General features: G+C 71.4%; 19 protein-coding genes. 12 read left to right on the top strand and 7 right to left on the bottom strand.

Features of this window, described 5'->3' with window-relative positions:
* Positions 1 to 206: 206 nt before the first annotated feature.
* Positions 207 to 1,823: a chaperonin GroEL gene (gene groL, locus OOZ19_RS28460; protein ID WP_266093249.1), complete on the top strand. Its 1,617-nt coding sequence runs from the start codon at positions 207 to 209 to the stop codon at positions 1,821 to 1,823.
* A gap of 200 nt (positions 1,824 to 2,023) precedes the next feature.
* On the opposite strand, the gene OOZ19_RS28455 is transcribed toward groL, so the two are convergent.
* On the bottom strand, positions 2,024 to 2,326 hold the full coding sequence (locus OOZ19_RS28455) for a WhiB family transcriptional regulator (RefSeq protein WP_184483055.1): 303 nt from the start codon (positions 2,324 to 2,326) through the stop codon (positions 2,024 to 2,026).
* 205 nt (positions 2,327 to 2,531) lie between these two features.
* Here OOZ19_RS28455 and OOZ19_RS28450 point away from each other — a divergent pair, with 205 nt between their 5' ends.
* From OOZ19_RS28450 to OOZ19_RS28435, 4 genes are all read left to right on the top strand, one after another.
* A complete protein-coding gene (locus tag OOZ19_RS28450; RefSeq protein WP_266093256.1) occupies positions 2,532 to 3,812 on the top strand; it encodes a MerR family transcriptional regulator in 1,281 nt (426 codons plus the stop codon).
* A 298-nt stretch (positions 3,813 to 4,110) separates the two neighbouring features.
* Positions 4,111 to 4,707, top strand: coding sequence for a response regulator transcription factor (locus OOZ19_RS28445; protein ID WP_184483053.1), 597 nt, complete (start codon positions 4,111 to 4,113; stop codon positions 4,705 to 4,707).
* A 655-nt stretch (positions 4,708 to 5,362) separates the two neighbouring features.
* Positions 5,363 to 5,935, top strand: a complete 573-nt coding sequence (locus OOZ19_RS28440; RefSeq protein WP_184483051.1) for a sigma-70 family RNA polymerase sigma factor — start codon at positions 5,363 to 5,365, stop codon at positions 5,933 to 5,935.
* Positions 5,936 to 7,270, top strand: a complete 1,335-nt coding sequence (locus OOZ19_RS28435; protein ID WP_266093248.1) for an anti-sigma-D factor RsdA — start codon at positions 5,936 to 5,938, stop codon at positions 7,268 to 7,270. It begins immediately after the preceding gene.
* A gap of 181 nt (positions 7,271 to 7,451) precedes the next feature.
* Here the strand turns inward: OOZ19_RS28435 and OOZ19_RS28430 are convergent, their stop codons facing one another.
* Positions 7,452 to 7,853, bottom strand: coding sequence for a DUF5319 domain-containing protein (locus OOZ19_RS28430; RefSeq protein WP_184485785.1), 402 nt, complete (start codon positions 7,851 to 7,853; stop codon positions 7,452 to 7,454).
* Positions 7,854 to 8,093: 240 nt separating this feature from the next.
* Between OOZ19_RS28430 and guaB the strand changes: the two genes are divergently transcribed.
* Positions 8,094 to 9,605, top strand: coding sequence for an IMP dehydrogenase (gene guaB, locus OOZ19_RS28425; protein WP_266093247.1), 1,512 nt, complete (start codon positions 8,094 to 8,096; stop codon positions 9,603 to 9,605).
* A 49-nt stretch (positions 9,606 to 9,654) separates the two neighbouring features.
* Here guaB and OOZ19_RS28420 read toward each other — a convergent pair whose 3' ends face one another.
* Positions 9,655 to 10,575, bottom strand: coding sequence for an NmrA family NAD(P)-binding protein (locus tag OOZ19_RS28420; protein WP_266093246.1), 921 nt, complete (start codon positions 10,573 to 10,575; stop codon positions 9,655 to 9,657).
* A 92-nt stretch (positions 10,576 to 10,667) separates the two neighbouring features.
* Between OOZ19_RS28420 and OOZ19_RS28415 the strand changes: the two genes are divergently transcribed.
* The 4 genes from OOZ19_RS28415 to guaA all read left to right on the top strand — a co-directional run bounded on the left by OOZ19_RS28415 (position 10,668) and on the right by guaA (position 16,326).
* Positions 10,668 to 11,234, top strand: a complete 567-nt coding sequence (locus OOZ19_RS28415; protein ID WP_266093245.1) for a TetR/AcrR family transcriptional regulator — start codon at positions 10,668 to 10,670, stop codon at positions 11,232 to 11,234.
* Positions 11,235 to 11,352: 118 nt separating this feature from the next.
* On the top strand, positions 11,353 to 12,483 hold the full coding sequence (locus OOZ19_RS28410) for a GuaB3 family IMP dehydrogenase-related protein (RefSeq protein ID WP_266093244.1): 1,131 nt from the start codon (positions 11,353 to 11,355) through the stop codon (positions 12,481 to 12,483).
* Positions 12,484 to 12,884: 401 nt separating this feature from the next.
* Positions 12,885 to 14,600: an FAD-dependent oxidoreductase gene (locus OOZ19_RS28405; RefSeq protein ID WP_266093243.1), complete on the top strand. Its 1,716-nt coding sequence runs from the start codon at positions 12,885 to 12,887 to the stop codon at positions 14,598 to 14,600.
* Positions 14,601 to 14,724: 124 nt separating this feature from the next.
* A complete protein-coding gene (gene guaA, locus OOZ19_RS28400; RefSeq protein ID WP_507028823.1) occupies positions 14,725 to 16,326 on the top strand; it encodes a glutamine-hydrolyzing GMP synthase in 1,602 nt (533 codons plus the stop codon).
* Between the two features lie 245 nt (positions 16,327 to 16,571).
* Here the strand turns inward: guaA and OOZ19_RS28395 are convergent, their stop codons facing one another.
* The 4 genes from OOZ19_RS28395 to OOZ19_RS28380 form a co-directional block, all read right to left on the bottom strand.
* Complete coding sequence (locus OOZ19_RS28395; protein WP_266093242.1) at positions 16,572 to 17,492, bottom strand: glycoside hydrolase family 16 protein; 921 nt, start codon at positions 17,490 to 17,492, stop codon at positions 16,572 to 16,574.
* Positions 17,493 to 17,792: 300 nt separating this feature from the next.
* On the bottom strand, positions 17,793 to 18,815 hold the full coding sequence (locus OOZ19_RS28390; protein WP_266093241.1) for a LacI family DNA-binding transcriptional regulator: 1,023 nt from the start codon (positions 18,813 to 18,815) through the stop codon (positions 17,793 to 17,795).
* 328 nt (positions 18,816 to 19,143) lie between these two features.
* Positions 19,144 to 19,350 (bottom strand): hypothetical protein, encoded by a 207-nt coding sequence (locus OOZ19_RS28385; protein ID WP_266093240.1) that lies wholly within the window; start codon positions 19,348 to 19,350, stop codon positions 19,144 to 19,146.
* Complete coding sequence (locus OOZ19_RS28380; protein ID WP_266093239.1) at positions 19,343 to 20,515, bottom strand: PspC domain-containing protein; 1,173 nt, start codon at positions 20,513 to 20,515, stop codon at positions 19,343 to 19,345. The genes OOZ19_RS28385 and OOZ19_RS28380 overlap by 8 nt, the downstream gene beginning before the upstream one ends.
* A gap of 120 nt (positions 20,516 to 20,635) precedes the next feature.
* Here OOZ19_RS28380 and OOZ19_RS28375 point away from each other — a divergent pair, with 120 nt between their 5' ends.
* Together OOZ19_RS28375 and OOZ19_RS28370 are read left to right on the top strand one after the other, a co-directional pair.
* Positions 20,636 to 22,075, top strand: a complete 1,440-nt coding sequence (locus OOZ19_RS28375; protein WP_266093238.1) for an ATP-binding protein — start codon at positions 20,636 to 20,638, stop codon at positions 22,073 to 22,075.
* Between the two features lie 37 nt (positions 22,076 to 22,112).
* A complete protein-coding gene (locus tag OOZ19_RS28370; protein WP_266093237.1) occupies positions 22,113 to 22,787 on the top strand; it encodes a response regulator in 675 nt (224 codons plus the stop codon).
* Positions 22,788 to 22,966: the final 179 nt, after the last annotated feature.

Here is a 22,966-nt window from a genome sequence, read left to right as displayed (position 1 = left end):
CCGGACGCCACGCCCCGCACGCCCCTCGGCGACGCGGCGACTCCGCCGCCCCGACGTCTCACCCAGGCGACAGCCGACCGGACCACGCCCCCGGCCCCGCGAGAGCGCTCGCGGCCTCCGGCCGGGCGGTGCACGGGTCGGGCGGAGCTCGCGCCGGGACGTCCGCGACCGGCACCTGAACATCCATGCTGAAGGGCTGTTGAAACATGGCTAAGCAGATCGCCTTCGACGAGCAGGCGCGCCGCGCCCTGGAGCGCGGTGTCAACCAGCTCGCCGACGCGGTGAAGGTGACCCTCGGACCGCGCGGTCGGCACGTCGTGCTGGACAAGCAGTTCGGTGGCCCGCAGGTCACCAACGACGGCGTCACCATCGCGCGCGAGATCGAGCTCGAGGACCCGTACGAGAACCTCGGCGCGCAGCTCGCCAAGAACGTCGCCACCAAGACCAACGACGTCGCGGGCGACGGCACCACCACGGCCACCGTGCTGGCCCAGGCCCTGGTCAAGGAAGGCCTGCGCAACCTTGCCGCCGGCGCCAACCCGGCCTCGCTGGGCAAGGGCATCCAGGCCGCCACCGACGCGGTCGTCGAGGCCCTCAAGGCCAAGGCCACCCCGGTCAAGGGGCGCGACAACATCGCCCAGATCGCCACCGTCTCGTCCCGCGACGAGAACATCGGCGCGCTGGTCGGCGAGGCCATGGAGAAGGTCGGCGAGGACGGCGTGATCAGCATCGAGGAGTCCTCGACGCTGGCCACCGAGCTCGAGGTCACCGAGGGCGTCCAGTTCGACAAGGGCTTCGTCTCGCCGTACTTCGTCACCGACTCCGAGCGGCAGGAAGCCGTCCTGGAGGAGACCCAGATCCTGCTGCACCGGGACAAGATCTCCAACATCCAGGACCTGCTGCCGCTGCTGGAGAAGGTCGCGCAGAACGGCAAGCCGCTGCTGATCATCGCCGAGGACGTCGAGGGCGAGGCGCTGTCCACCCTGGTCGTCAACGCGATCCGCAAGACCTTCAAGGTCGTCGCGGTCAAGGCCCCGTACTTCGGCGACCGCCGCAAGGCGTTCCTGGACGACCTGGCCGCCGTCACCGGTGCGCAGGTCATCGCCCCCGAGGTCGGGCTCAAGCTCTCCGAGGCCGGCCCCGAGGTCCTGGGCAGCGCCCGCCGCGTCACCGTCACCAAGGACGACACCATCCTGGTCGACGGCCACGGCGGCAAGGACGACGTGCAGGCGCGGGTCGAGCAGATCCGCAAGGAGATCGAGGCCAGCGACTCCGACTGGGACCGCGAGAAGCTGCAGGAGCGGCTGGCCAAGCTGGCCGGCGGCGTTGCGGTGATCAAGGTCGGTGCGGCCACCGAGACCGAGCTCAAGGAGCGCAAGTCCCGCATCGAGGACGCGGTCGCCGCGTCCAAGGCCGCGGCCGAAGAGGGCAGCGTGCCCGGCGGTGGCTCCAGCCTGATCCACGCCGCCAAGGCGCTGGAAGGCGACCTCGGCCTCTCCGGTGACGAGGCCACCGGCGTGCGGCTGGTCCGCAAGGCTCTGGAGGCGCCGCTGTTCTGGATCGCCAGCAACGCGGGCCAGGAAGGCGCCGTCGTGGTCTCCAAGGTCCGCGACCTGGACTGGGGTGCGGGCTACAACGCCGCGACCCTGGCCTTCGGCGACCTGATCGAGCCGGGCATCGTCGACCCGCTGAAGGTGACCCGCTCCGCGGTCGCCAACGCGGCCTCCATCGCGCGCATGGTGCTGACCACCGAGAGCGCCGTCGTGGAGAAGCCCGAGGAGGATGACGAGCCGGCCGGTCACGGTCACGGCCACTCGCACTGACCCCGGCTGAACCGGGTGCGCCTGTCCGGCGCGCCCGGTTCAGGGGCGCAACACGAGATCAGGGGCGGCACCGATAGGTGCCGCCCCTGATCTTTTCGCACGCCTGCCCCGGGGGCCGCCGCGGATGACGCCCCTCGCAGTCATCCGATGCGGCCTGCCCGTGCGGCGCCGCCACCGCCGTTCGTCGCGGCGGTCGCGTCTCATCCGGCCATTGCGGCCACCCTGCGCTTGCGGGTCTTGATGATCACTTCGCGCTCGGACTCGGAGAGCCCACCCCAGATTCCATAGGGTTCTTGCACTGCCAGCGCGTGCCGACGGCACTGATCGAGAACCGGGCAGTGCTGGCACACCTCTTTCGCCTTCGCCTCACGCCGCGCCCTTGCCGGGCCGCGTTCGCCGTCGGGATGGAAGAAGTACGCGCTGTCCATTCCGCGACACGAACCCTTGATCTGCCAGTCCCAGATATCGGCGTTCGGGCCTGGAAGACGTCGAGTGTCGGCCATTGCGACAACCACCTCCCACCGGTGGATCCCCTCCCCGCCACGGCGGCTGCCGTGGCCTCGCATGATCCAAGGTAGAACCGCGCCAATACTTGTTCAACCCCTTTCGCGCCGAAAGCTGTTCACTGACGGGTGATCTCTGACCGGTGGCTTCCGGGAGCGCCCGCTTGCCACCGGCCGCCTCGATCCGGAACATGACCGCGTGACCATGCGGGAGGAACCCCTGTCCGGGCAGCACGGCGCTGCCCGGGAGGTTGATCCACGACTTGCCGACCACCTGGACGGCCCGGCCTTCCCCCGCGGCGCGGCGAACGCCGACGAAGATCGAGACGACGCCCGCCGCAAGATCGCCAGAGAGGCGGGGGAGCGGCCTGCTGGCGACGGCGCTCAGGCGGACGCCGGAAGGCACCGCCGCGCGCGCGAGACGGCCGCGGCCTCCGGCGAGCGAGGTGCCGACCAAGACCCCGGCCTCACCGCAGGCGTGCTCGGATCCACCCCGGAGGAGCCGCGGCTGACGGTGGCCGCCGTCGCGCGCAGGCTCGGCGTCGCTCCCGCGACGCTGCGCACCTGGGACCGGCGCTACGGGCTCGGTCCGACCGGCCACGCCTCCGGCAGCCATCGCCGGTACGGGCCGGAGGACGTGGCCCGGCTCGAGCAGATGCAGCGCGCGCTGCTGCGCGGCGCTTCCCCGGCGGAGGCGGCGCGCTACGCGTTGGCGGCCACCCCGCCACTGCCACGCCACTCCGACGGCGGTGCGCAGGACGCCCCGCCCACGCCGGCCGAACCCGTCCTCATCTCCGGCGTCCTGGATCCCCTCGAGCCCCCGGCCGTCGAGTCGACGTCCAACCCGGGGGGGCGGGGGCTGCGCCTCACCGGCGCCGGACCGCGCGCCCGCGGGCTCGGTCGCGCGGTGCTCGCGCTGGACGCCTGGCACCAGCAGCGCCTGCTCGCGGAGTCGATCGAGGAGCAGGGCGTGCTCGCCACCTGGCGCGAGGTGCTGTCCCCGGTGCTGACCGCGGTCAGCGAGCGCTGGCAGTACACCGGAACCGGAGTGGAGGCGTTACGCCTGCTCGCCGACAGCGCGTCGACGGCGTTGCGGGCGGTGCTGGCCAACGCGCCCGAGCCGAGCAATCCGCGCCCGGTGCTGCTCGCGCCGGTGCCGGGGGAGCAGCAGGAGTTGGAACTGGTCGCGCTGGCCGCCGAGCTGGCCTCGCGCGGTGTCGGCCACCGGCTCTTCGGAGCGGGCCTGCCGCCGGAGGGCCTGAACGCGGCGGTGCGCCGGGCGGCGCCCGCGGTGATCGTGCTGTGGGCCGAGCAGCCGCACTACGCGGCGCCGGCGCTGCTGGCCGACCTGCCCATCAAACGGCAGCGCGCCCGGGTGTTCGCGGTGGGGGCCGGGTGGGCTCCGGGCAGGTTACCCGGGCACGCCGAGGCGGTCGCTTCACTCGAAAGCGCCGCCGAACTGATCGGCCGGACTGTTCTCCACTAGAATGTGATGCAAATCACAGTCCAACGTATTCAGTTGATTGCCGGGTGTCGCGAGATCGGGTGGCAGATCGCCCGGCAGGCCCACGCACGGGTGAACATCGCAGGTACGGGCCTTAATCGGCGGGTGACGCAGGAAAGCGTGCGTGCCCGCGTCGGCCCCTGCTCCGTTCCGGTGAATATCTCGATGGGGTGGCGTGAGCCGATCTCTGGACGGATTCAGCACTAGATCGTGTCAAGGTCCGCCCCGCTGCGTCCGATAGGGGAAGTGGAACGTCACCCGCCTGCAGGAAGGAGTTCCCGTGACGACGGTCCTGATCTGCGATGACCGACGTAGCGTCCGGGAAGGACTCACTCGCGTGATGTCTGCTGTCCCGGGAGTGAGTCGGATTGATTGCGTAGCCCACGGTGATGAGCTGCTCGCCCGCTTCGCGCGGCAAGCGGTGGACGTCGTCCTGGTCGGCACCCAGCGAGCGGTGCCGAACGGTGTCGAGGCCACCAGACGGCTCGTTTCCGCCCATCCTCAAGCCAATGTGATCGTCTTCGGTGCGCCGGACGACGCGGGCAGCATCGCGGCGGCGATCGCCGGTGGTGCGCGCGGATACCTGCGCTGGGACGCCTCGCGGCCGGAACTGGTCGCCGCGCTGGCGCACACCCTGGCCAGCACGTCCGTCCCCGCGCCGCGGCAGCCGTCCGATCCGGGCGTGCAGCTCACCGAGCGGGAGCTGCAGGTGCTGCGGGGGATGAGCCAGGGCAAGAGCAACGGCCAGATCGGCCGCGAGCTCTACCTGTCCGAAGACACCGTCAAGACCCACGCCCGCCGGCTCTTCCGCAAGCTGGGAGTGCGGGATCGGGCGCAGGCGGTGGCGCACGGTTTCCGCCGGGGACTGGTCGCCTGAGTCGAACGGACTGCCACGGATGCCCACCTGCTCGCTCGATCATCCGGGTTCCGGTCGGAGCGCCACGTGCGCCGATCGCCCGCGGGCGGCGGACCGTGCCCCGCGCCGCTCTCGTCCCGGGGCGCACGCCCCGGACGGCTCCGGCGCCCGGCCTGGCCCGGCGACCGAGCCCTCGCGTGCGAGGGCTCGACGGATGATCCGCGGAGGTTCCGTGGGAGCTCCTTCCTGTTGTGTGACGCCCCTCGCCGGAGCGCGGCCCCCGGTCGCCACCCGGTTCACCTCGACGCCGCCGTTCGGGCTCGGCGGTGTCGGCAGGACTTCGGTGTCCGTCGCCATGGCCCGGTGCCACCTCGCACCGGGACGTGGCGGCGGACACGTCTCATGACCCGGCCAGGTCGAGCCGGGAGTCGATCGCGGTCGTCGCGTCCGCCCTTACCATCCGTCGATCAGTGCGAGTTCCGTACTGGGCGGACGATGCCCGGGTGGATATCTGGTAGTTATGGTTACGTGACAACGACCGCCGCTGGCCCCCACTCCCTGTTCAGGGATCTGTCCTTTCCCGGTACGGTGACCTCGGCGCTGCGTGCGGAGCACGTGATGTTCGCCGAGCAAATCCGAGTCGCTTGAACGCGTAACACCAGGGCTGCTGTCTGCGATGAGCAACGTGGGGGACGGGCTGGACGCACTTGTAGGCGCCGCCGTCGACGGCGATCGTCAGTCGATCGAGCGCTTGCTGGCCGAAATCCGTCCTTTGGTGGTGCGGTATTGCCGCGCCAGGGTAGGACGAAACGAACGGTCGTTCGCTTCGGCGGACGACGTCGCCCAGGAAGTGTGCCTCGCCGTGTTGACGGCGCTGCCCAGCTACCGGGACCAAGGTCGTCCTTTCCTGGCGTTCGTATACGGCATCGCCGCACACAAGGTGGCTGATGCGCACCGAGCGTCGGCCCGCAACCGCTCCGAACCGGTGGCGGACGTTCCGGACACCCCGGAGTCCGAGGCTGGACCGGAGCAGCGGGCCATGCAAGGTGAGCTTTCGGGCAGGATGGCGCAGCTATTGCGTGTCCTCCCGGCCAAGCAGCGGGAGATCCTGCTGCTCCGGGTGGTCGTCGGGTTGTCCGCGGAGGAAACCGCCGAAGCGGTCGGTTCGACTCCGGGAGCGGTGCGGGTGGCACAGCACCGCGCACTGGCCCGGCTACGCAAGACGCTGTCCGCGGAGGAGGTGGTCTGAATGGTCGAGCGGGAAGAGCCCGAGCGCTTCCGGGAAGGGGAGCAGGCCTCGGACGTTCCCGTCGATTCCGGCCGGCAGGACGACCGTGCGGGCGAGACGCGTGCTTCGGAGGACTCTCCGGCCGTGCCCGCCGCTGGCGAGGGAGCCGAGCTGATCGACAATCGAGAGTCCGACTCCGCCACCTCGGTGGCAGCCGGGTCGAACACCGCCGGGATCCCCGACGGTCCGGTACCGGACGCCGAGGACCACTCTACCGGCCATTCGGCCGATTCGGCCACGTACGACGAACCCGCAGCGCGGGTCGACGGCGCGGATGACGACGCCGCGGCAGCGGAGTCGACGATCCGCGTCGCGAGCCCCGAGGAGGAGTTCGAGGCGGAGCCGGTGAGCGCGGGCGCCACCGTCCTGGACTTCCGGCAGCGCCCGCTGGTGGCCGACGCCGCCACCGACACCGCGCAGGCGACCGCCGCAGGGCTGATCGACGCCGACGAGGTCGGCGCGGAGCCGCTGAACCTCTCCGAACTGCAGGCCGACGACGCGCTGCTCGACGCGCTCGGCGGCACCAACCCCAGCGTGCCCGCGGAATCCGCGGACACCGGGCCCGCGTTGGAGTCGCTGCTGGTCGCGTGGCGGCGGGAGGTCGACGCGGCACCGATCGGTGACCTCGTGGACACCGACGCCGCGATCGCCGCGATCGCCGCGGGCAGCCGTCCGCGGCGCAAGTCCCGGCGCAGGCACCTGGTCCCGGTGGCCTCGGCCGCGGCGGTGCTCATGATCGGTTTCACCGGTGTCGGCCTGGCGGCGCGGGACGCGATGCCCGGCGACATGCTGTGGGGTGTGGCGCAGGTGCTCTACACCGACCACACGCAGGAGACCAAGGCCGCGGCGCAGGCCCAGAACCAGCTCGACCAGGCCGAGAAGCAGTGGGACTCGGGTCAGCGCAGCGATGCGCGGGCCTCGCTCGAACTCGCGCGCCACACGATGCAGGGCGCGGGCGATCGGCTGCAGGAGCTGGAAGCGCAGCACGAGGCGTTGCGGCAGCGGTTCGACGGCGCGAACCCGTCCGACCCGTCGACTTCGGAGTCCACGTCGAGCTCGCACCACGTTCCGACGACGACCGTGGAGCCACCGCCGCCGTCCCACCCGCAGCCGCCGCCGACGGACCTGCCGACGCCGACATCGCCGAGCACGCCGAGCTCCTCGCAGGAGCCGACGGAGCCGACGACGCAGCCGAGCGAGACCAGCGGGAGCACGGACGTGCCGTCCAGCGGGAGCACCGATGGTTCCACCTCGGACCCGCACAACGGCGGCGGTCTGTTCCCCCGGCCGAACTGAGATCATCCGGATCCGCGTCCACCAGGGCGCGGATCCGTTCTTTCGGCCCGCGGCTCGTCCGACCGCGGGGAGGACCTGATCGTGGATGCCTTCCGGTGCGCGCCGAACCGGGGCGTGAGACGTGCGGATCAGAGCCGCGGTGGACGCGCGGCATCGCCGCGGGAGCCGATCGAGCGGACCGTCAGCGGCTGCTCTCGTTCTCCGTCTCGGTGACGCCGTCGGCGAAGCCGCGGCAGTACTCCCAGCTCATGTAATCGCTGGGGTCCGGGGAGAACGCCGGCTCGTGCGGGCGCATCCGACCGTCGTGCAGCAGCTGCTCCAGGCTGGAGCGCAGCAGCTCCCAGTCGTGGTAGTGCGGCTCGCCGCAGTCGGTGCAGTCCACGACGATGCCGCGGACTCCGCGCGGCTCCAGCAACGCCTGGTAGACCGCGAGGTCGGTCAGATCGGACAGCAGTTCGGCTCGTTCGTCCTCGCCCAGCGGCGGGCCGAACTCGGGGTCCTGGTCGTCGAGCGCTCTGCTCGGATCGTCCGGGTCTCCCGCGAACGGGTCTGGGGGCAGCGGATCGTGCGGCACGGACGGCACGGTACCGCCCACCGCGACCTGCACTCCCGCTCGGGGCGCCCGCGCGGGGGCGCCCGCGCGGGCGCCCCACCGCTGACCATCCCTGACCAGCGGGTCTCTATCATGGGGTAATCGCACCTGCCGCTCGCGCCGGGGACGTCGTCGAACCGCCGTTTCCGGTGGCCCGGTATCGCCGATGCGCCCCCGCCCGGAACCTTCGGTAACCACACCGTTGCTTGCAGGAAGGCACACCGCCTCGCCATGACCAGCGAACTGACCGCCCCCGGATTCCCTGCGAAGTTCGCGACGCTCGGGTTGACCTTCGATGACGTGTTGCTGCTTCCCGATGAGTCCGATGTGATCCCCAGCGGCGTCGACACGGCTACGCAGCTGTCGCGCAACGTGCGGCTGCGGGTGCCGCTGGTGTCCGCGGCCATGGACACCGTGACCGAGGCGCGGATGGCGATCGCCATGGCCCGCCAGGGCGGTGTCGGCATCCTGCAGCGCAACCTGTCCGTCGAGGAGCAGGCCGCGCAGGCCGAGGTCGTGAAACGCTCCGAAGCGGGCATGGTCACCGACCCGGTGACCTGCTCGCCGGAGGACACCATGGGTGAGGTGGACGCGCTGTGCGCCCGCTTCCGGATCTCCGGCGTCCCGGTGACCGACCCGGACGGCACCCTCGTCGGCATCATCACCAACCGAGACATGCGGTTCGAAGCCGACCACACCCGGCGGGTGCGCGAGATCATGACGCCCGCGCCGCTGGTGACCGCGCAGGTCGGCGTGACCGCCGAAGCCGCGCTCGGCCTGCTGCGCAGGCACAAGGTCGAGAAGCTGCCGATCGTGGACAACGCGGGCAAGCTCCGCGGGCTGATCACGGTGAAGGACTTCGTCAAGACCGAGCAGTACCCCAACGCCACCAAGGACCCGGACGGCCGGCTGCTGTGCGGTGCGGCCGTCGGCGTCGGCGCCGACTCGCACGAGCGCGCGATGGCGCTGGTCGACGCCGGAGTCGACGTGCTGATCGTGGACACCGCGCACGGCCACTCCCGTGCCGTGGTGGAGACGGTGGCCACGTTGAAGAAGGAACTGGGCCACTCCGTCGACGTGATCGGCGGCAATGTCGCGACCCGCGCCGGGGCGCAGGCCCTCGTCGACGCCGGGGCGGACGCGGTGAAGGTCGGCGTCGGCCCCGGTTCGATCTGCACGACCCGCGTCGTGGCCGGGGTGGGCGTGCCGCAGATCAGCGCGATCTACGAGGCCGACCAGGCGTGCCGCCCGGCGGGTGTGCCGCTGATCGGTGACGGCGGCATCCAGTACTCCGGGGACATCCCGAAGGCGATCGCCGCCGGGGCCAGCAGCGTCATGCTCGGCAGCCTGCTCGCGGGCACCGCGGAGTCGCCCGGTGATCTGGTGCTGGTCAACGGCAAGCAGTTCAAGGTCTACCGGGGCATGGGTTCGCTCGGCGCGATGCAGACCCGCGGGCAGTCGAAGTCCTACTCGAAGGACCGCTACTTCCAGGACGACGTGCTCTCCGAGGACAAGCTGGTGCCGGAAGGCATCGAAGGCCGCGTGCCGTTCCGCGGGCCCCTGTCGCAGGTCGTGGACCAGCTCGTCGGCGGCCTGCGGTCGGGGATGGGCTACACCGGGGCGTCCACCGTGCCCGAGCTGCAGCGGGCGAACCTGGTGCGGATCACGGCGGCGGGGCTCAAGGAGTCGCACCCGCACGACATCACCATGACCGTGGAAGCGCCCAACTACACGACCCGATGAGGTGCGGGGGCTCGGGAGCCGATCGGTTCCCGAGCCCCTCGTCCTCGGGTCACGCGCCTGCGTGCAGGTGTTCCGCCGCCCACTGCTCGAACGTGGTGGTGGGGATGCCCAGTTCGGCGGCGAACTCGGGCCGGGCGGGCTGGCCGACCACGTTCAGGTACTCGTGGCCGGCGCCCATGTCCGGCATCCCGGCGGCCCGCGCTTCGGCCTCGGTCATGTCGGGGGCCGTCAGCGGGACGCCGAGCGCGCCGGAGAGGATTCCGGCGATCCGCTCCACCGGCAGGAAGTCTCCTGCCAATTCCAGTTCGACCTCGTGGAACCGTTCCGGCTCGGCGATCGCGGCAGCCGCCGCCGTGCCGATGTCCGCCGTCGCGATCAGGGGCAGGCGGGTGTCCGGCTTGAGGACGCTGACCAGGCCTCCTTCGACACCGCGCGGGAACAGGAAGCCCGCCGAAGGCAGGAAGTTCGCCATGAAGAACGCCGGCTTGAGCAGCGTCCACCTGGGGAAACCGGCTTCGCGGACCCGGTCCTGGATCGTGCTCTTGACGCCCAGGGTGTGCGCCACGCTCCACCGGCCGTCGGCCATGCCGGGAACCTCGGTGTGCTGACCGGCGCCGCTGACCGAGGTGTGCACGAACTGCGGCACCTCGGCGGCCCGCGCCGCTTCGACGAGGTTGGTGCCCTGGGTGATCTCGCCGTCGAAGTCGAAGCCGTCCTCGGTGAGCTCGGGCATCTGCGCGGAGAAGACGGCGCGGACGCCGTCGACCGCCGGTGCCAGGGAGTCGCGGTCGCGGAGATCGCCGGTCACCAGTTCGGCGCCGAGCGCGCGCACCGCGGCGGCGCGTTCGGTCGCGGGGTCGCGCACCAGGGCGCGGACGGGCGTGCCCGCTGCGAGCAGGGCGCGGGCGGTGGCACCGCCCTGCCTGCCGGTGGCGCCGGAGACGAGGACGGGTGCGGGTGGAGTGGGCATGCTGCTCCTCGGGGAAAAACGGCGGGGTCCGCCGTTTGCGTTCCCGTACGATACGGCGGGACCCGCCGTTTTGTGAAGCAGGAGGTGACGCCGTGACCGGCGCGCAGCGTTCGGACGCCCGGCGCAACCACGCCCGCATCCTCGCCGTGGCGGAGGAGGAGGTCGCCGCCTGCGGCGCGGAAGCCTCCCTGGAGCAGATCGCCCGCACCGCCGGAGTCGGATCGGCCACCGTGCGCAGGCACTTCCCCACTCGTCGCGCTCTGCTCGAAGCGGTCTCGCACAGCCGCATCGACGCCCTGAGCCGTCGCGCCGCCGAGCTGACCGGTGCGCCGGACGGCCGCGAGGCGCTGCTGCGCTGGCTGGGCGAGGTGGTCGCCTACTGCGCTTCCGTCCGCGGCCTGGCGGTCGCGCTGTCCTACACGGGACCCGACGTCGACCCCGTCGAGGGCAACTCCTGCGCGGGGGTGCTGGAGGAAGCGGGAGCACCGCTGCTGGACCGCGCCGTGCGGGACGGGGCGGTGCGGCCGGACGTCGCCCTCGCCGACCTGATCACGTTGATCGTCGGCATCGTGCTGGCCGTCGAACACCGCGCGGACGCCGCCGCCGAAGCCGACAGGCTGTTCAGGCTGGCCGTAGCGGGCGTGGCTCCGCAGGCCTGAGTCCTCCCGCCGCCCACCGGGCGTCGAAGCCGAAAGACCGGGGCGGATGCGAGGTCCGAGCCCGGAGTAGAGAGAATGCTCCGTTGGAGTGCTGTGGTGCTGGTAGGGAGGACTTGACGTGCGGGATCTGGTTGAGATCGGCATGGGCCGGACGGCCATGCGGGGGTACGACCTGGAGGACATCGAGATCGTCCCGTCCCGGCGGACCCGTTCGTCGAAGGACGTGTCGCTGGCCTGGCAGATCGATGCTTACCGGTTCGACATCCCGCTGGTGACGCACCCGACGGACGCCGTGGTGTCCCCGGCGACGGCGATCCGCGTCGGTGAGCTCGGCGGTCTCGGCGTGCTCAACGCCGAAGGGCTGTGGGCGCGGCACTCCAACGTCGAGGAGAAGCTGCTCGAGGTCGTGCGCACCGCCGAGGAGAACGAGGACCCGGCCGCCGCGATCACGCTGCTGCAGGAGCTGCACGCGGCTCCCGTGCGCCACGACCTGCTCATCCAGTCGATCAAGGAGATCAAGGACTCCGGGGTCACCGTCGCCGCGCGGGTCAGCCCGCAGCACGCCGAGGAGCTCACCCCGGACCTGCTGGCAGCCGGGGTCGAGGTGCTCATGGTGCACGGCACCATCGTCTCGGCCGAGCACGTCGCGCGCGACGGTGAGCCGCTGAACCTGAAGCGGTTCATCGCGGACCTCGACGTGCCGGTGATCGCGGGCGGCGTGGGCGACTACCGCACCGCGATGCACCTGATGCGCACCGGTGCCGCCGGAGTGATCGTCGGGTTCGGCCAGTCCCGTTCGGCGACGACCACGCAGGTGCTGGGCATCGGGGTGCCGATGGCCACCGCCATCGCCGACGCCGCCGCCGCGCGCCGCGACTACCTCGACGAGACCGGCGGCCGGTACGTGCACGTGCTCGCCGACGGGGCGTTGTCCTACTCCGGCGACATCGCGAAGGCGATCGCGTGCGGCGCGGACGCGGTGATGCTCGGCGAGGCGCTGACCGAAGCGGAGGAGGCGCCGGCGCAGGGCTACTACTGGACGTCCGCCGCCGCGCACCCGAGCCTGCCGCGCAGCGAGATCGTCGGCTTCACCGGTGCCGGTGCCGACCTCGAAACGCTGCTGTTCGGGCCGAGCAGCGACCCGTTCGGCGCGATCAACCTCTTCGGCGGCCTGCGCCGCTCGATGGCGAAGACGGGGTACTCGGAGCTCAAGGAGTTCCAGAAGGTCGGCCTGACGCTGCGGCGGTGAATCGTCGGGCTCGTTCTGCTTTCGTGTCCGGGTGGCGGAACCTCAGCGGCTTCCTCGCTGCGGGATCTTTTCCCGAGTGGCTCCGCCACGAGGGAAAAAGCTGTCCTCGCGAGGAAGCCGCTGAGAACCCGCGGGTGGTCGGCTTTTCGACGTGGGCTATGCGCTGGCGCGCATCCAGGCACGGCCTTCGGCCGCAAGGCAGGCGGGCTTCGCCGCCCAAGGCACGGCTTCGGTCGCGAGGCCGGGGTGGGGGCGTCGCGAGTCGGCAGATCAAAGCTCGCGGTGCGTGGTCCTGTGGGGTCCGGAGCTCGGTCTCCAGCCCGCCTCGTCTTCGTGAATCCGCCGTGCGGAGTAGCGGAAAGGTCTAGCTACCCGCGAGTAATGACGGCTAACGTGTCGGCATGGCTTCCAGCAACGGTGCTCAAGGTCACCAAGGACCCCTCCACTACGACGTCGTCGTGATCGGCTCCGGCTTCGGCGGCAGCGTCGCCGCGCTGCGGCTCACCGAGAAGGGCTACCGGGTGGCCGTGGTGGAGGCCGGGAGGCGATTCAGCGACGACGAGTTCGCGAAGACCTCCTGGGACCTGCGCCGGTTCCTGTGGGCACCGCAGATCGGCTGCTACGGCATCCAGCGCATCCACCTGCTGCGGGACTGCCTGATCCTGGCCGGCTCCGGGGTCGGCGGCGGCTCGCTGGTGTACGCGAACACGCTGTACCGGCCGTTGAAGCCGTTCTACAACGACTCGCAGTGGGCGCACATCACGGACTGGGAATCCGAGCTCTCCCCGCACTACGACCAGGCCAGCCGGATGCTCGGCGTGGTCACGAACCCGACGACCACGCCGTCGGACGTGGTGATGAAGCAGGTCGCCGCCGACATGGGCGTCGGCGACAGCTACCACCCGACCCCGGTGGGCGTGCACTTCGGCAAGCCGGGGGAGACGGTCGCCGACCCGTACTTCGGCGGCGCCGGACCCTCCCGGACCGGCTGCACCGAATGCGGTGCCTGCATGACCGGCTGCCGGGTCGGGGCGAAGAACACGCTGGTCAAGAACTACCTGCACCTCGCGGAGGCCGGTGGTGCCGAGGTGTTCCCGATGACCACCGTGCACCGGCTCACCGAGGGCGGCGACGGGCGCTGGCGGATCGGGACCCGGCGTACCGGGGCGAAGACCGCTTTCGGCAGCAAGGTGTTCACCGCCGACCAGGTCGTCGTCGCCGCCGGGACCTGGGGCACCCAGAACCTGCTGCACCGGGCGCGGGACCGCGGCGACCTGCCGCGGCTGTCGGCGAAGCTGGGGGAGCTGACCCGGACGAACTCCGAGGCGATCATCGGGGCGCAGGTCAGCGAGCTGGGCGAGCAGAACTACTCCAGCGGCGTCGCGATCACCTCGTCGTTCCACCCCGACGAGGACACCCACATCGAGCCCGTCCGCTACGGCAAGGGCAGCAACGCGATGGGGCTGCTGCAGACCTTCCCCACCAAGGGCGGTCAGCCCGACCCGCGCTGGAAGCAGTGGCTGCGGTTCGTGCGCAACGACCCGGTGAAGGCGCTGAAGATGGCGATCGTGCGCAACTGGAGCGAGCGCACGATCATCCTGCTGGTGATGCAGAGCCTGGACAACTCGCTGATCACCCGCGTCAAGCGCGGCCTGTTCGGCTCCCGGCTCACCTCCCGGCAGGGCCACGGTGCGCCCAACCCCAGCTACATCCCCGCAGGTGAGGAAGCCAACGAGCGGGTCGCCGAGAAGATCGGCGGCATCGCGGGCGGCACCTGGGGCGAACTGATCGACATGCCGATGACCGCGCACTTCATCGGTGGCTGCGCCATCGGGGAGGACGCCGAGCACGGGGTCGTCGACCCGTACCACCGGGCGTTCGGACATCCCACGCTGTCGATCGTGGACGGCTCGGCGATCACCGCGAACCTCGGGGTCAACCCGTCGCTGACGATCACCGCGCAGGCGGAGCGGGCGTTCTCGATGTGGCCCAACAAGGGCGAGCCGGACCGGCGCGCCGAGCAGGCCGACGGCTACCGGCGGATGGACCCGGTCGCGCCGAAGAGCCCGGCGGTGCCCGCCGACGCTCCCGGGGCCCTGCGGCTGCCGCTGGTGTGATCGCGGTGGCGGCCGGGCACGTGAGCGCGACCGGTGGCGGAGCCGCTGGCCGGGTGGTGCGGGCTAGCTGGGATGATGGGTGCAGCGCACGCATTCGCCTGGAGGTTTCGACGACGTGTCCGGTATCGCCAACAGCCCTGAACAGTCCTCGGCAGCAGGTCCGCCGCGCGAGGGGAAGGGCCCTGTGCTCGTCGTCGACTACGGCGCCCAGTACGCGCAGCTGATCGCCCGCCGCGTCCGCGAGACGCAGATCTACTCCGAGGTCGTGCCGCACGACACGCCCGTCGAGGAGATCGTCCGGCGCGACCCGGCCGCCCTGGTGCTCTCCGGCGGACCGGCGAGCGTGTACGCCGAGGACGCGCCCCAGGTCGACCCGGCGCTGTTCGAGGCCGGGGTGCCGGTGTTCGGCATCTGCTACGGCTTCCAGGTCATGACCGTGGCGCTCGGCGGCACGGTGGAGCACACCGGCACCCGCGAGTTCGGGCGCACCGAGCTGGAGATCACCGGCGACGGCGGGACGCTGCACGAGGACCTGCCCGGCCACCACCCGGTGTGGATGAGCCACGGCGACTCCGTCAGCAAGGCGCCCGAGGGCTTCACCGTGACCGCGGGCAGCAAGGACACGCCGGTCGCGGCCTACGAGGACCGGCGGCGCCGGCTCGCGGGCGTGCAGTACCACCCGGAGGTGGTGCACTCCCCGCACGGTCAGGAGGTGCTGCGCCGGTTCCTGCAGGACATCGCGGGCATCAAGCCGCAGTGGACGACGGCGTCGATCGTGGACGACACGGTCGAGGCGATCCGCGCCCAGGTCGGCGACCGGCGGGCGATCTGCGGGTTGTCCGGCGGCGTGGACTCCGCGGTGGCCGGTGCGCTGGTGCAGCGGGCCATCGGAGAGCAGCTCACCTGCGTGTTCGTCGACCACGGGCTGCTGCGCGCGGGCGAGCGGGCGCAGGTGGAGCGGGACTTCGTCGCCGCCACCGGGGTGAAGCTGGTGACGGTGGACGCCGTCGACCAGTTCCTCGACGCGCTGGCCGGGGTCACCGACCCCGAGGAGAAGCGCAAGATCATCGGCCGGGAGTTCATCCGCAGCTTCGAGAAGGCGGCGCGGGACCTGGTCGCCGACGCCGACGGCGACGTGGACTTCCTGGTGCAGGGCACGCTCTACCCGGACGTCGTCGAGTCCGGCGGCGGCACCGGCGCGGCGAACATCAAGAGCCACCACAACGTCGGCGGCCTGCCCGACGACCTGCAGTTCCAGCTGGTGGAGCCGCTGCGGGCGCTGTTCAAGGACGAGGTGCGCCGGGTCGGCCTCGAACTGGGCCTGCCGGAGACGATCGTGCACCGGCAGCCGTTCCCCGGACCGGGCCTCGGCATCCGGATCATCGGCGAGGTCACCGCGGACCGGCTCACGACGCTGCGCGCGGCCGACGCCATCGCGCGGGAGGAGCTCACCGCGGCCGGGCTGGACCGGGACATCTGGCAGTGCCCGGTGGTGCTGCTCGCCGACGTGCGGTCGGTGGGCGTGCAGGGCGACGGCCGCACCTACGGGCACCCGGTGGTGCTGCGGCCGGTCTCCAGCGAGGACGCGATGACCGCGGACTGGACGCGGCTGCCCTACGACGTGCTGGAGCGCATCTCCACGCGCATCACCAACGAGGTGGCCGAGGTCAACCGGGTCACCCTCGACGTGACGTCGAAGCCGCCGGGCACCATCGAGTGGGAGTGACCCGGCTCCGGAAGTGAGTGGAACGGACCGCGCGGACGACCGCGCGGTCCGTTCTGCTTTCGCGACCCCGCAACGACGAACGGACCGTTCGCCCGATGACTGCGGGCGAACGGTCCGTTCACTTCGGGAAGTTCGGGGGCGTGGCCCGCGGTGCGGCCGGGATCGGACCGGGCACGCGCCGGGGCTACGCCTCCACCCGGTTCACGGGCGTCGTGGGCGCGGATCACGACGCACGTGATCGGGAATCACTGTTCGACGCGGACCCAGTCGATCAGGTAGCGGGCATTACCCGACTTGATCTTGTCGACCGATTCCTGCGGCAGTCCGAAATAGGGTTCGGTCACGCCGTTGACGCCGTTCGGGAACTGACCACCGGTGGCGAAGTTCAGAATCATGAACTGCGGGTCGTCGTAGACCCAAGTCCAGCCGTTCTGCTCCATTTCGGCGCGAGTGATCTCGTAGATCTGCTTGTCGTCGACGGAGAAGACGAATCCATCGGTCGTCCAGTCCACCTTGTAGGTGTGCCAGTCCGCGGGGTCCATGCCCTCGAACTGCTGCTGGCCCGCGATCGGGGTGTCGCCGTGGTATTCGGGACCGTGCAGCGCGACGCTGGTCCACGGCTCGCCGACGCTCTCCATGACGTCGACTTCACCGTTCTGCGGCCAGCCCACCTCGTCCATGTTCGCGCCCAGCGACCACCAGGCGGGCCACAGGCCCGGGCTGGTGCCGCCCTCGGGCAGCTTCAGCCGCGCCGAGTAGCTGCCGTGGGTGAACTCGAACTTGTCCTTCGTGTTGACCCGGCCCGACTGGAAGTCGTAGGTGTTCCCGTCGGGAGCCTGGAAGCCGGGGGTGTTGCGCGCGTGCAGGGCCAGCGCACCGTTGGTGGCGCCGGTTGCCCCGTCGTCGTGCTCGATGTAGATGGTCTCGGGGGAGTCGACGTACGCCTGCTGCTCCTGGTTGACCGTGCCGAAGTTCTCCCCGGTGACCTCGACCTGCCACTTGGACCGGTCGAGCTCGGCACCGGAGAAGTCGTCGAAGAACACCTCGGCCTTCGGCTGCGCGGCGTCAGCGGCCGGTGCGGGGGTGGCCGAGGCGGTGGCGAACGGGAACAGGCAAAGCGCGGCGAGCGTGCTGCCTGCTGCCGCCTTGAAACCGGTTCGGGACACGGAAATCTCCTTCGCGGGGGGGACGTTGAAGGGTGGGAGCGCTCTCAACGGAACAGGCTGCTCACCTGAAACGTTCCGGTAAAGGCTATATCGATGCAGTCCGGGGCTGATTACGCCGATCGGCCGCTATTGGGAGGTCATCGGAACCCGGTTGTGCGATTCGGCGAATCGATTATCACCGTTATTGCCAGTATTGACCGGAAACAATGCCTCGCGAACGCATTCGAATGCTCGATTCGATGATCTTCTTTCGCCGCTCCGGGTGTGGGGAGAACGGAATTCCACCACCCGGACGGACGATCACGCCGAGTCCCGGCGGACGAGTTCCACGGGCAGGATCTCCCGGCCGGGCGCGACCCGCTCGCCCGCGATCAACCGCCGCATCAACTCCACCATGTGCACCGTGCGCAGCGCCGGGTCCTGCCGGATCGTCGTGAGCGGGGGATCGGTGTGCGGCGCGATCGCGGGCTGGTCGTCGAACCCGACCACCGCCACGTCCCGCGGGACCCGCCGACCGGCCTCGCGCAGCGCCCGCAGCGCGCCGATCGCCATCAGGTCGTTCGCCACGAACACCGCGTCCAGGTCCGGCACCCGAGCCAGCAGCTCGGCCATGGCCCGCTCGCCGCCCTGCTCGGTGAACCCGCCGGGCTCGGCGCGCAGCGCCGTCGCCGCGTCGTCCGCCCCGGTCGCCTCCCGCCAACCCTGCAGCCGCTCCAGGCCCGCGTACTCGTCCTGCGGGCCCGCGACGGTCACGACGCTGCGCCTGCCCAGCGACAGCAGGTGCTCGGTGGCCTGCCTGCCACCGCCGACGTTGTCGTGGTCGACCAGGTGCAGGCCGTGCTCGGGGATCCACGGCCTGCCGCCGAACACCACCGGCAGCGGCAGCTCCCGCACCGCCTCCGGCAGCGGATCGTCGCGGTGCGGAGCGAGAACCAGCGCGCCGTCCACGTGCCCGGCGGCCAGGTAGCGGGCGATCCGCGCGTGATCATCCGGCCGGTGCACCATCAGCAGCACCATCTGGCTGTCCCCGGTGGAGAGGTGCTGGGAGACGATGCGGACCGTGGAGGCGAAGAACGGGTCGTCGAAGAACTTGTTCTCCGGTTCCGAAAGCACCAGCGCGACCGCGCCCGTCCGCCGGGTGACCAGCGCGCGGGCCGCGCGGTTGGGCACGTAGCCGAGGTCGCGGACCGCGGCGGCCACCTGGTCGCGCGCCTCCGGGCTCACCCGCGGCGAGTCGTTGATCACCCGGGACACCGTCGCCCGGGACACCCCCGCCCGAGCCGCCACATCCTCCAGCGTCGGCCGCCCGCCGGGCACGCTCATCCGCTTCCTCCCCCTTCGCCTGCACTGCGGTCGAGGCAGACATCGGATGGCAGCGTAGAGCGCGACGGTCCCCACGAACCGGATCGGGTCGGCGCACAGGGGTGCTCGCGGGGCCGTGCGCAATGATCTTCTTTCGTCGTCCTGTCAGCGGCGGAGCCGCTGAGCAGCGACCTCGCAGGCAGCCGGACCACCGGCGGGTTCTCAGCGGTTTCCTCGGGAGGACGGCTTTTCCCTCGTGGCGGAGCCAGTTGGGAAAAGATCGCGCAGCGAGGAAACCGCTGAGGTTCCGCCCCCCCGTCCCGCTACGCGAACCACTCCGGCAAGCTCTTCACCGATCTCGACGTCGCATCGAGGCGATCAGCAGGAAGATGCCGACCAGGACGGCCGCTCCCGCCAGCGACCACTCGATCCAGAAGTCCTGCGAGCCGCCGAACAGCACCGAACCCGAGACGGTCAGCGCGAGGGCTCCCGCCACCAGCAGCGGGGTGTCCGGGCGGTGGGCGGGGCTCGTTTCGTCGCGGGCGTTGTCAGCCACGGTGCACCTCCACGTTGCCGTTGTCGGCGGACAGGTCGAGTTCCAGCTGCCCGCCTCCGGGGCCGTCCACCCCGGGGTCGTTGATCTCCAGCTCGTTGCGCGCATCGCTGCCGGCTTGGCGGTTGCCCAGGCAGTCCACGGCGCCGTTGTTCGTGGTGCAGGTCGCGGTCACGTCGAGACCGGGGGGCAGCAGCACCTCCACGTGGCCGTCGCCGACGCTCGCGCGGGTCTCGATCCGCTCGTCCCCGGTGAGCCGCAGCTGCCGCAGGTCCAAGGTGATCCGGCCGTTCGGGATGTGCGGGTAGTACTCCTGCAGCCCGGCCGAGCTGGTCGCGACGACCTGCTGGCTGCGCGGCGGGCTCCACTCCGACGCCGACGAATGCTGATCGTCCTCCACCGCACCCAGCAGCAGGGCCAGCGCGCCGACGGGCAGCGCGAACGCGATCAGCATCCGGCTGCCGCGCAGGAACGCGCCGGCGAGCATGCCGACGCCGAGCACCCCCAGCGCCACGGCGAACGCGGCGGCGGCGCTGCCGCCCACCGCAGGCACCACGGCGAAGGCGACCACGGCCACGCCCACCGCCAGCCAGCCGATCCACGGGCGCTTCGGCTGCGGCGCCTCGGCTTCCTGCGACGGTTCCGGCAGGTCCCACGCGAACGGAGCGGCCCCCAGCGGGTCCCAGCTCGGCGGTTCGGTCCTCGACGTGGAGCTCGGGTAGACCCAGGTGTTCTCCCCGACCGGTGCCGCCGCGGGCGGCGCGGTCGCGACGGCGGGAGCCTGCTCGTGCTGGCTGCGGTGCAGCAGGTACAGGCCGCCGGTGGCCGCCGCGAACACGAGCCAGCCGTGCGGGTAGAGCATGCCGAGCGCCGTGGGGATGCCGATGACCACCACCGCGATCAGGCCGAGCACTCGCAGCAGCCGGTGCCGCTCCTCGACGGGTTCCGCGTTCGGCAGCGTCCCCCACAGCGCCAGGTACAGGGCCAGGCCGCCGCCACCAGGGATGGTCGCCACCACGAACGCCACCCGCACCAGCACCGGATCGATGCCGTAGCGGTGGCCGATCGCGGCGCACACCCCGGTGAGCCTGCGGCCCTGCCGCGGCCGGGCCGGCCGGGTCTCCCACATCTCGCGCAGGGTGTCGCCGACGCTGTCGTTGCCGTTCATGCCACCCACTATCGAGCCGCCGCGATCGCCGACGCATCGGGGACGCCCCTGAGAGGCGCCCCGAACGCCCTGGGAATTCCCCGATGCACCTGATCTTGCGCGCGTGTGACCATCACTGTTGTGAGAACCCGGTCCCAGCGCGAACACGAACGCGCGCTCCGCCGGTCGCGCACCGCCGCGACCGCCGCTCCGCACGGCCCCGCGCCGTCGGTCCCACCGCACGCTCCGGGTTCCGCGCAGGCCGCCCCGGAAGCGCCGACGGTTCCGTTCGGGCACGTGGTGCGCGGCCCGCACTCGGCGCACGGCGTCCGCGAGAGCGGGCCGAAGCTGTACCGGCGCCGCGGCGGACGGCTGGTCTCCGGGGTTTGCAGCGGGCTCTCCGACCACCTGGGCGTGTCGGTGCTGAGCGTGCGGGCGACGTTCGCGGTGCTCGCCGCGTTCGGCGGTGCCGGGGTGCTGGCCTACGGGCTGCTGTGGATCTTCGTGCCGCAGAGCGCGGGCGCCGAACCTCCGGTCACCGATCGCGAACGCCAGCAAGGCCTCGGGCTGATCATCCTGGGGCTGGGCCTGGCGGTCGCCGTCGGGCTGCTGGGCATCCTGCCCGGCTGGCTCACCGGCCCGCTCGGCGTCGCGCTGGTCGGGGCGGCCGTGGTGTGGCGGGAAGCGGACGAATCGCAGCGGCGGCGCTGGCGGAAAGGCGCCCGCTCCGGCATGGCGGGAGCGGTGCTCGGCGGCGGAGGCGGGCGGGCCGCGCTGGTGCGGATCATCTCCGGCGCCGCGCTCGTGGTGATCGGCGCGGTGGTGTTCCTGGCGGGCTCGGCCACCGTCAGCGACCTGCAGTTCGCGATGCTGTCCACGATCACCGCGCTGATCGGCGCCGCCGTGCTCACGGTGCCGTGGTGGATGCGGCTGATGCGGGACCTCGACGTGGAGCGCGCCGGTCGGGTCCGCTCGCAGGAGCGCGCCGAGATCGCCGCCCACCTGCACGACTCGGTGCTGCAGACGCTGGCGCTGATCCAGAAGCAGGCCGACTCGGAACGCGAGGTCCGCCGGCTGGCCCGCGGGCAGGAACGCGAGCTGCGGACCTGGCTCTACGGCCCCGACGGCTACGGCCGCACCGACGGCGACCAGCAGCCCACCGACGCCGCGCAACCGGGCGAGAAGCCGCCGCAGACCCTGTCTGCGCAGCTCACGAGGGCCTGCGGCGAGGTGGAGGACGCCTTCGCGATCACCGTGCAGCAGGTGGTCGTCGGAGACTGCGAACTCGACGAGCCGCTCACCGCCGCGCTCGCCGCCGCCAGGGAGGCCGTGGTGAACGCGGCCAAGCACGCCGGGGTGGGCGAGGTCAGCGTCTACGCGGAGGTCGAACCGGACCGGGTGTCGATCTTCGTGCGGGACCGCGGCACCGGGTTCGACCCGGACCGGGTGTCCGACGATCGGCACGGGCTCGCCGACTCGATCAAGGGGAGGATGGAGCGCAACGGCGGCTCCGTCCGGATCAAGACCGCGCCCGGCTCGGGCACCGAAGTGCAGATGGACATGCCCAGGAAGACCAGCTGATGAGCCGACCGCAGCGGTGGTCGACGGAGGAGGACTCATGACCAGCGACGGAACGGACCGGCCTCCGGTTCGCGTGTTCCTCGTCGACGACCACGCGCTGTTTCGCTCCGGGGTGCGCGCCGAACTCGCCACCGCGCCCGACCAGGTCGAAGTGGTGGGCGAGGCCGGTTCCGTCGGGGAGGCCGTCGCGGGCATCGCCCACTACGAGCCGCAGGTCGTGCTGCTCGACGTGCACATGCCCGACGGTGGCGGCGCCGAAGTGCTGCGCCGGGTGCGGGGTGACCACCCCGACGTGGTGTTCCTGGCGCTGTCGGTCTCCGACGCCGCCGAGGACGTCATCGCCGTGATCCGCGGCGGCGCGCGCGGCTACGTCACGAAGACGATCTCCGGGCGGGAACTGGCCGACGCGGTGTGCCAGGTCGCGGCGGGCGACCCGGTGTTCTCGCCGCGGCTCGCCGGGTTCGTGCTCGACGCGTTCTCCCAAGGGCCGAACTCCGCGCCCATCGGCGACCCCGAACTCGACCTGCTCACCCCGCGGGAACGGGACGTGTTGCGGCTGCTCGCACGCGGCTACGCGTACAAGGAGATCGCGTCGGAGCTGTTCATCTCGGTGAAGACCGTCGAGACCCACGTCTCCAGCGTGCTGCGCAAGACCCAGCTGTCCAACCGGTACGAACTCTCCCGCTGGGCTTCGGATCGGCGGTTGGTGTGACGGCTCGTTCTGCTCGGGTGTCCGGGTGGCGGAACCTCAGTCGGTCTCTCGCTGCGGGATCTTTTTCCCGAGTGGCTCCGCCACGAGGGAAAAAGCTGTCCTCGCGAGAGACCGGCTGAGAACCCGCGGGTGGTCACCTTTTCGACGTGGGCTATGCGCTTCGCGCATACAGGCACGGC

Origin of the sequence: Saccharopolyspora sp. NFXS83, from assembly GCF_026241095.1 — a bacterium.
In the GTDB taxonomy this organism is placed as follows: domain Bacteria; phylum Actinomycetota; class Actinomycetes; order Mycobacteriales; family Pseudonocardiaceae; genus Saccharopolyspora_C.
This window is presented reverse-complemented; position numbering and strand designations above follow the sequence as displayed.

What these genes read in the sequence shown, in the direction of transcription:
- groL (WP_266093249.1), top strand. Translation starts at nt 207, where the DNA reads ATGGCTAAGCAGATCGCCTTCGACGAGCAGGCGCGCCGCGCCCTGGAG.
- OOZ19_RS28455 (WP_184483055.1), bottom strand. Translation starts at nt 2,326, where the DNA reads ATGGCCGACACTCGACGTCTTCCAGGCCCGAACGCCGATATCTGGGAC.
- OOZ19_RS28450 (WP_266093256.1), top strand. Translation starts at nt 2,532, where the DNA reads ATGCGGGAGGAACCCCTGTCCGGGCAGCACGGCGCTGCCCGGGAGGTT.
- OOZ19_RS28440 (WP_184483051.1), top strand. Translation starts at nt 5,363, where the DNA reads ATGAGCAACGTGGGGGACGGGCTGGACGCACTTGTAGGCGCCGCCGTC.
- OOZ19_RS28435 (WP_266093248.1), top strand. Translation starts at nt 5,936, where the DNA reads ATGGTCGAGCGGGAAGAGCCCGAGCGCTTCCGGGAAGGGGAGCAGGCC.
- guaB (WP_266093247.1), top strand. Translation starts at nt 8,094, where the DNA reads ATGACCAGCGAACTGACCGCCCCCGGATTCCCTGCGAAGTTCGCGACG.
- OOZ19_RS28420 (WP_266093246.1), bottom strand. Translation starts at nt 10,575, where the DNA reads ATGCCCACTCCACCCGCACCCGTCCTCGTCTCCGGCGCCACCGGCAGG.
- OOZ19_RS28405 (WP_266093243.1), top strand. Translation starts at nt 12,885, where the DNA reads ATGGCTTCCAGCAACGGTGCTCAAGGTCACCAAGGACCCCTCCACTAC.
- OOZ19_RS28390 (WP_266093241.1), bottom strand. Translation starts at nt 18,815, where the DNA reads ATGAGCGTGCCCGGCGGGCGGCCGACGCTGGAGGATGTGGCGGCTCGG.
- OOZ19_RS28380 (WP_266093239.1), bottom strand. Translation starts at nt 20,515, where the DNA reads ATGAACGGCAACGACAGCGTCGGCGACACCCTGCGCGAGATGTGGGAG.
- OOZ19_RS28370 (WP_266093237.1), top strand. Translation starts at nt 22,113, where the DNA reads ATGACCAGCGACGGAACGGACCGGCCTCCGGTTCGCGTGTTCCTCGTC.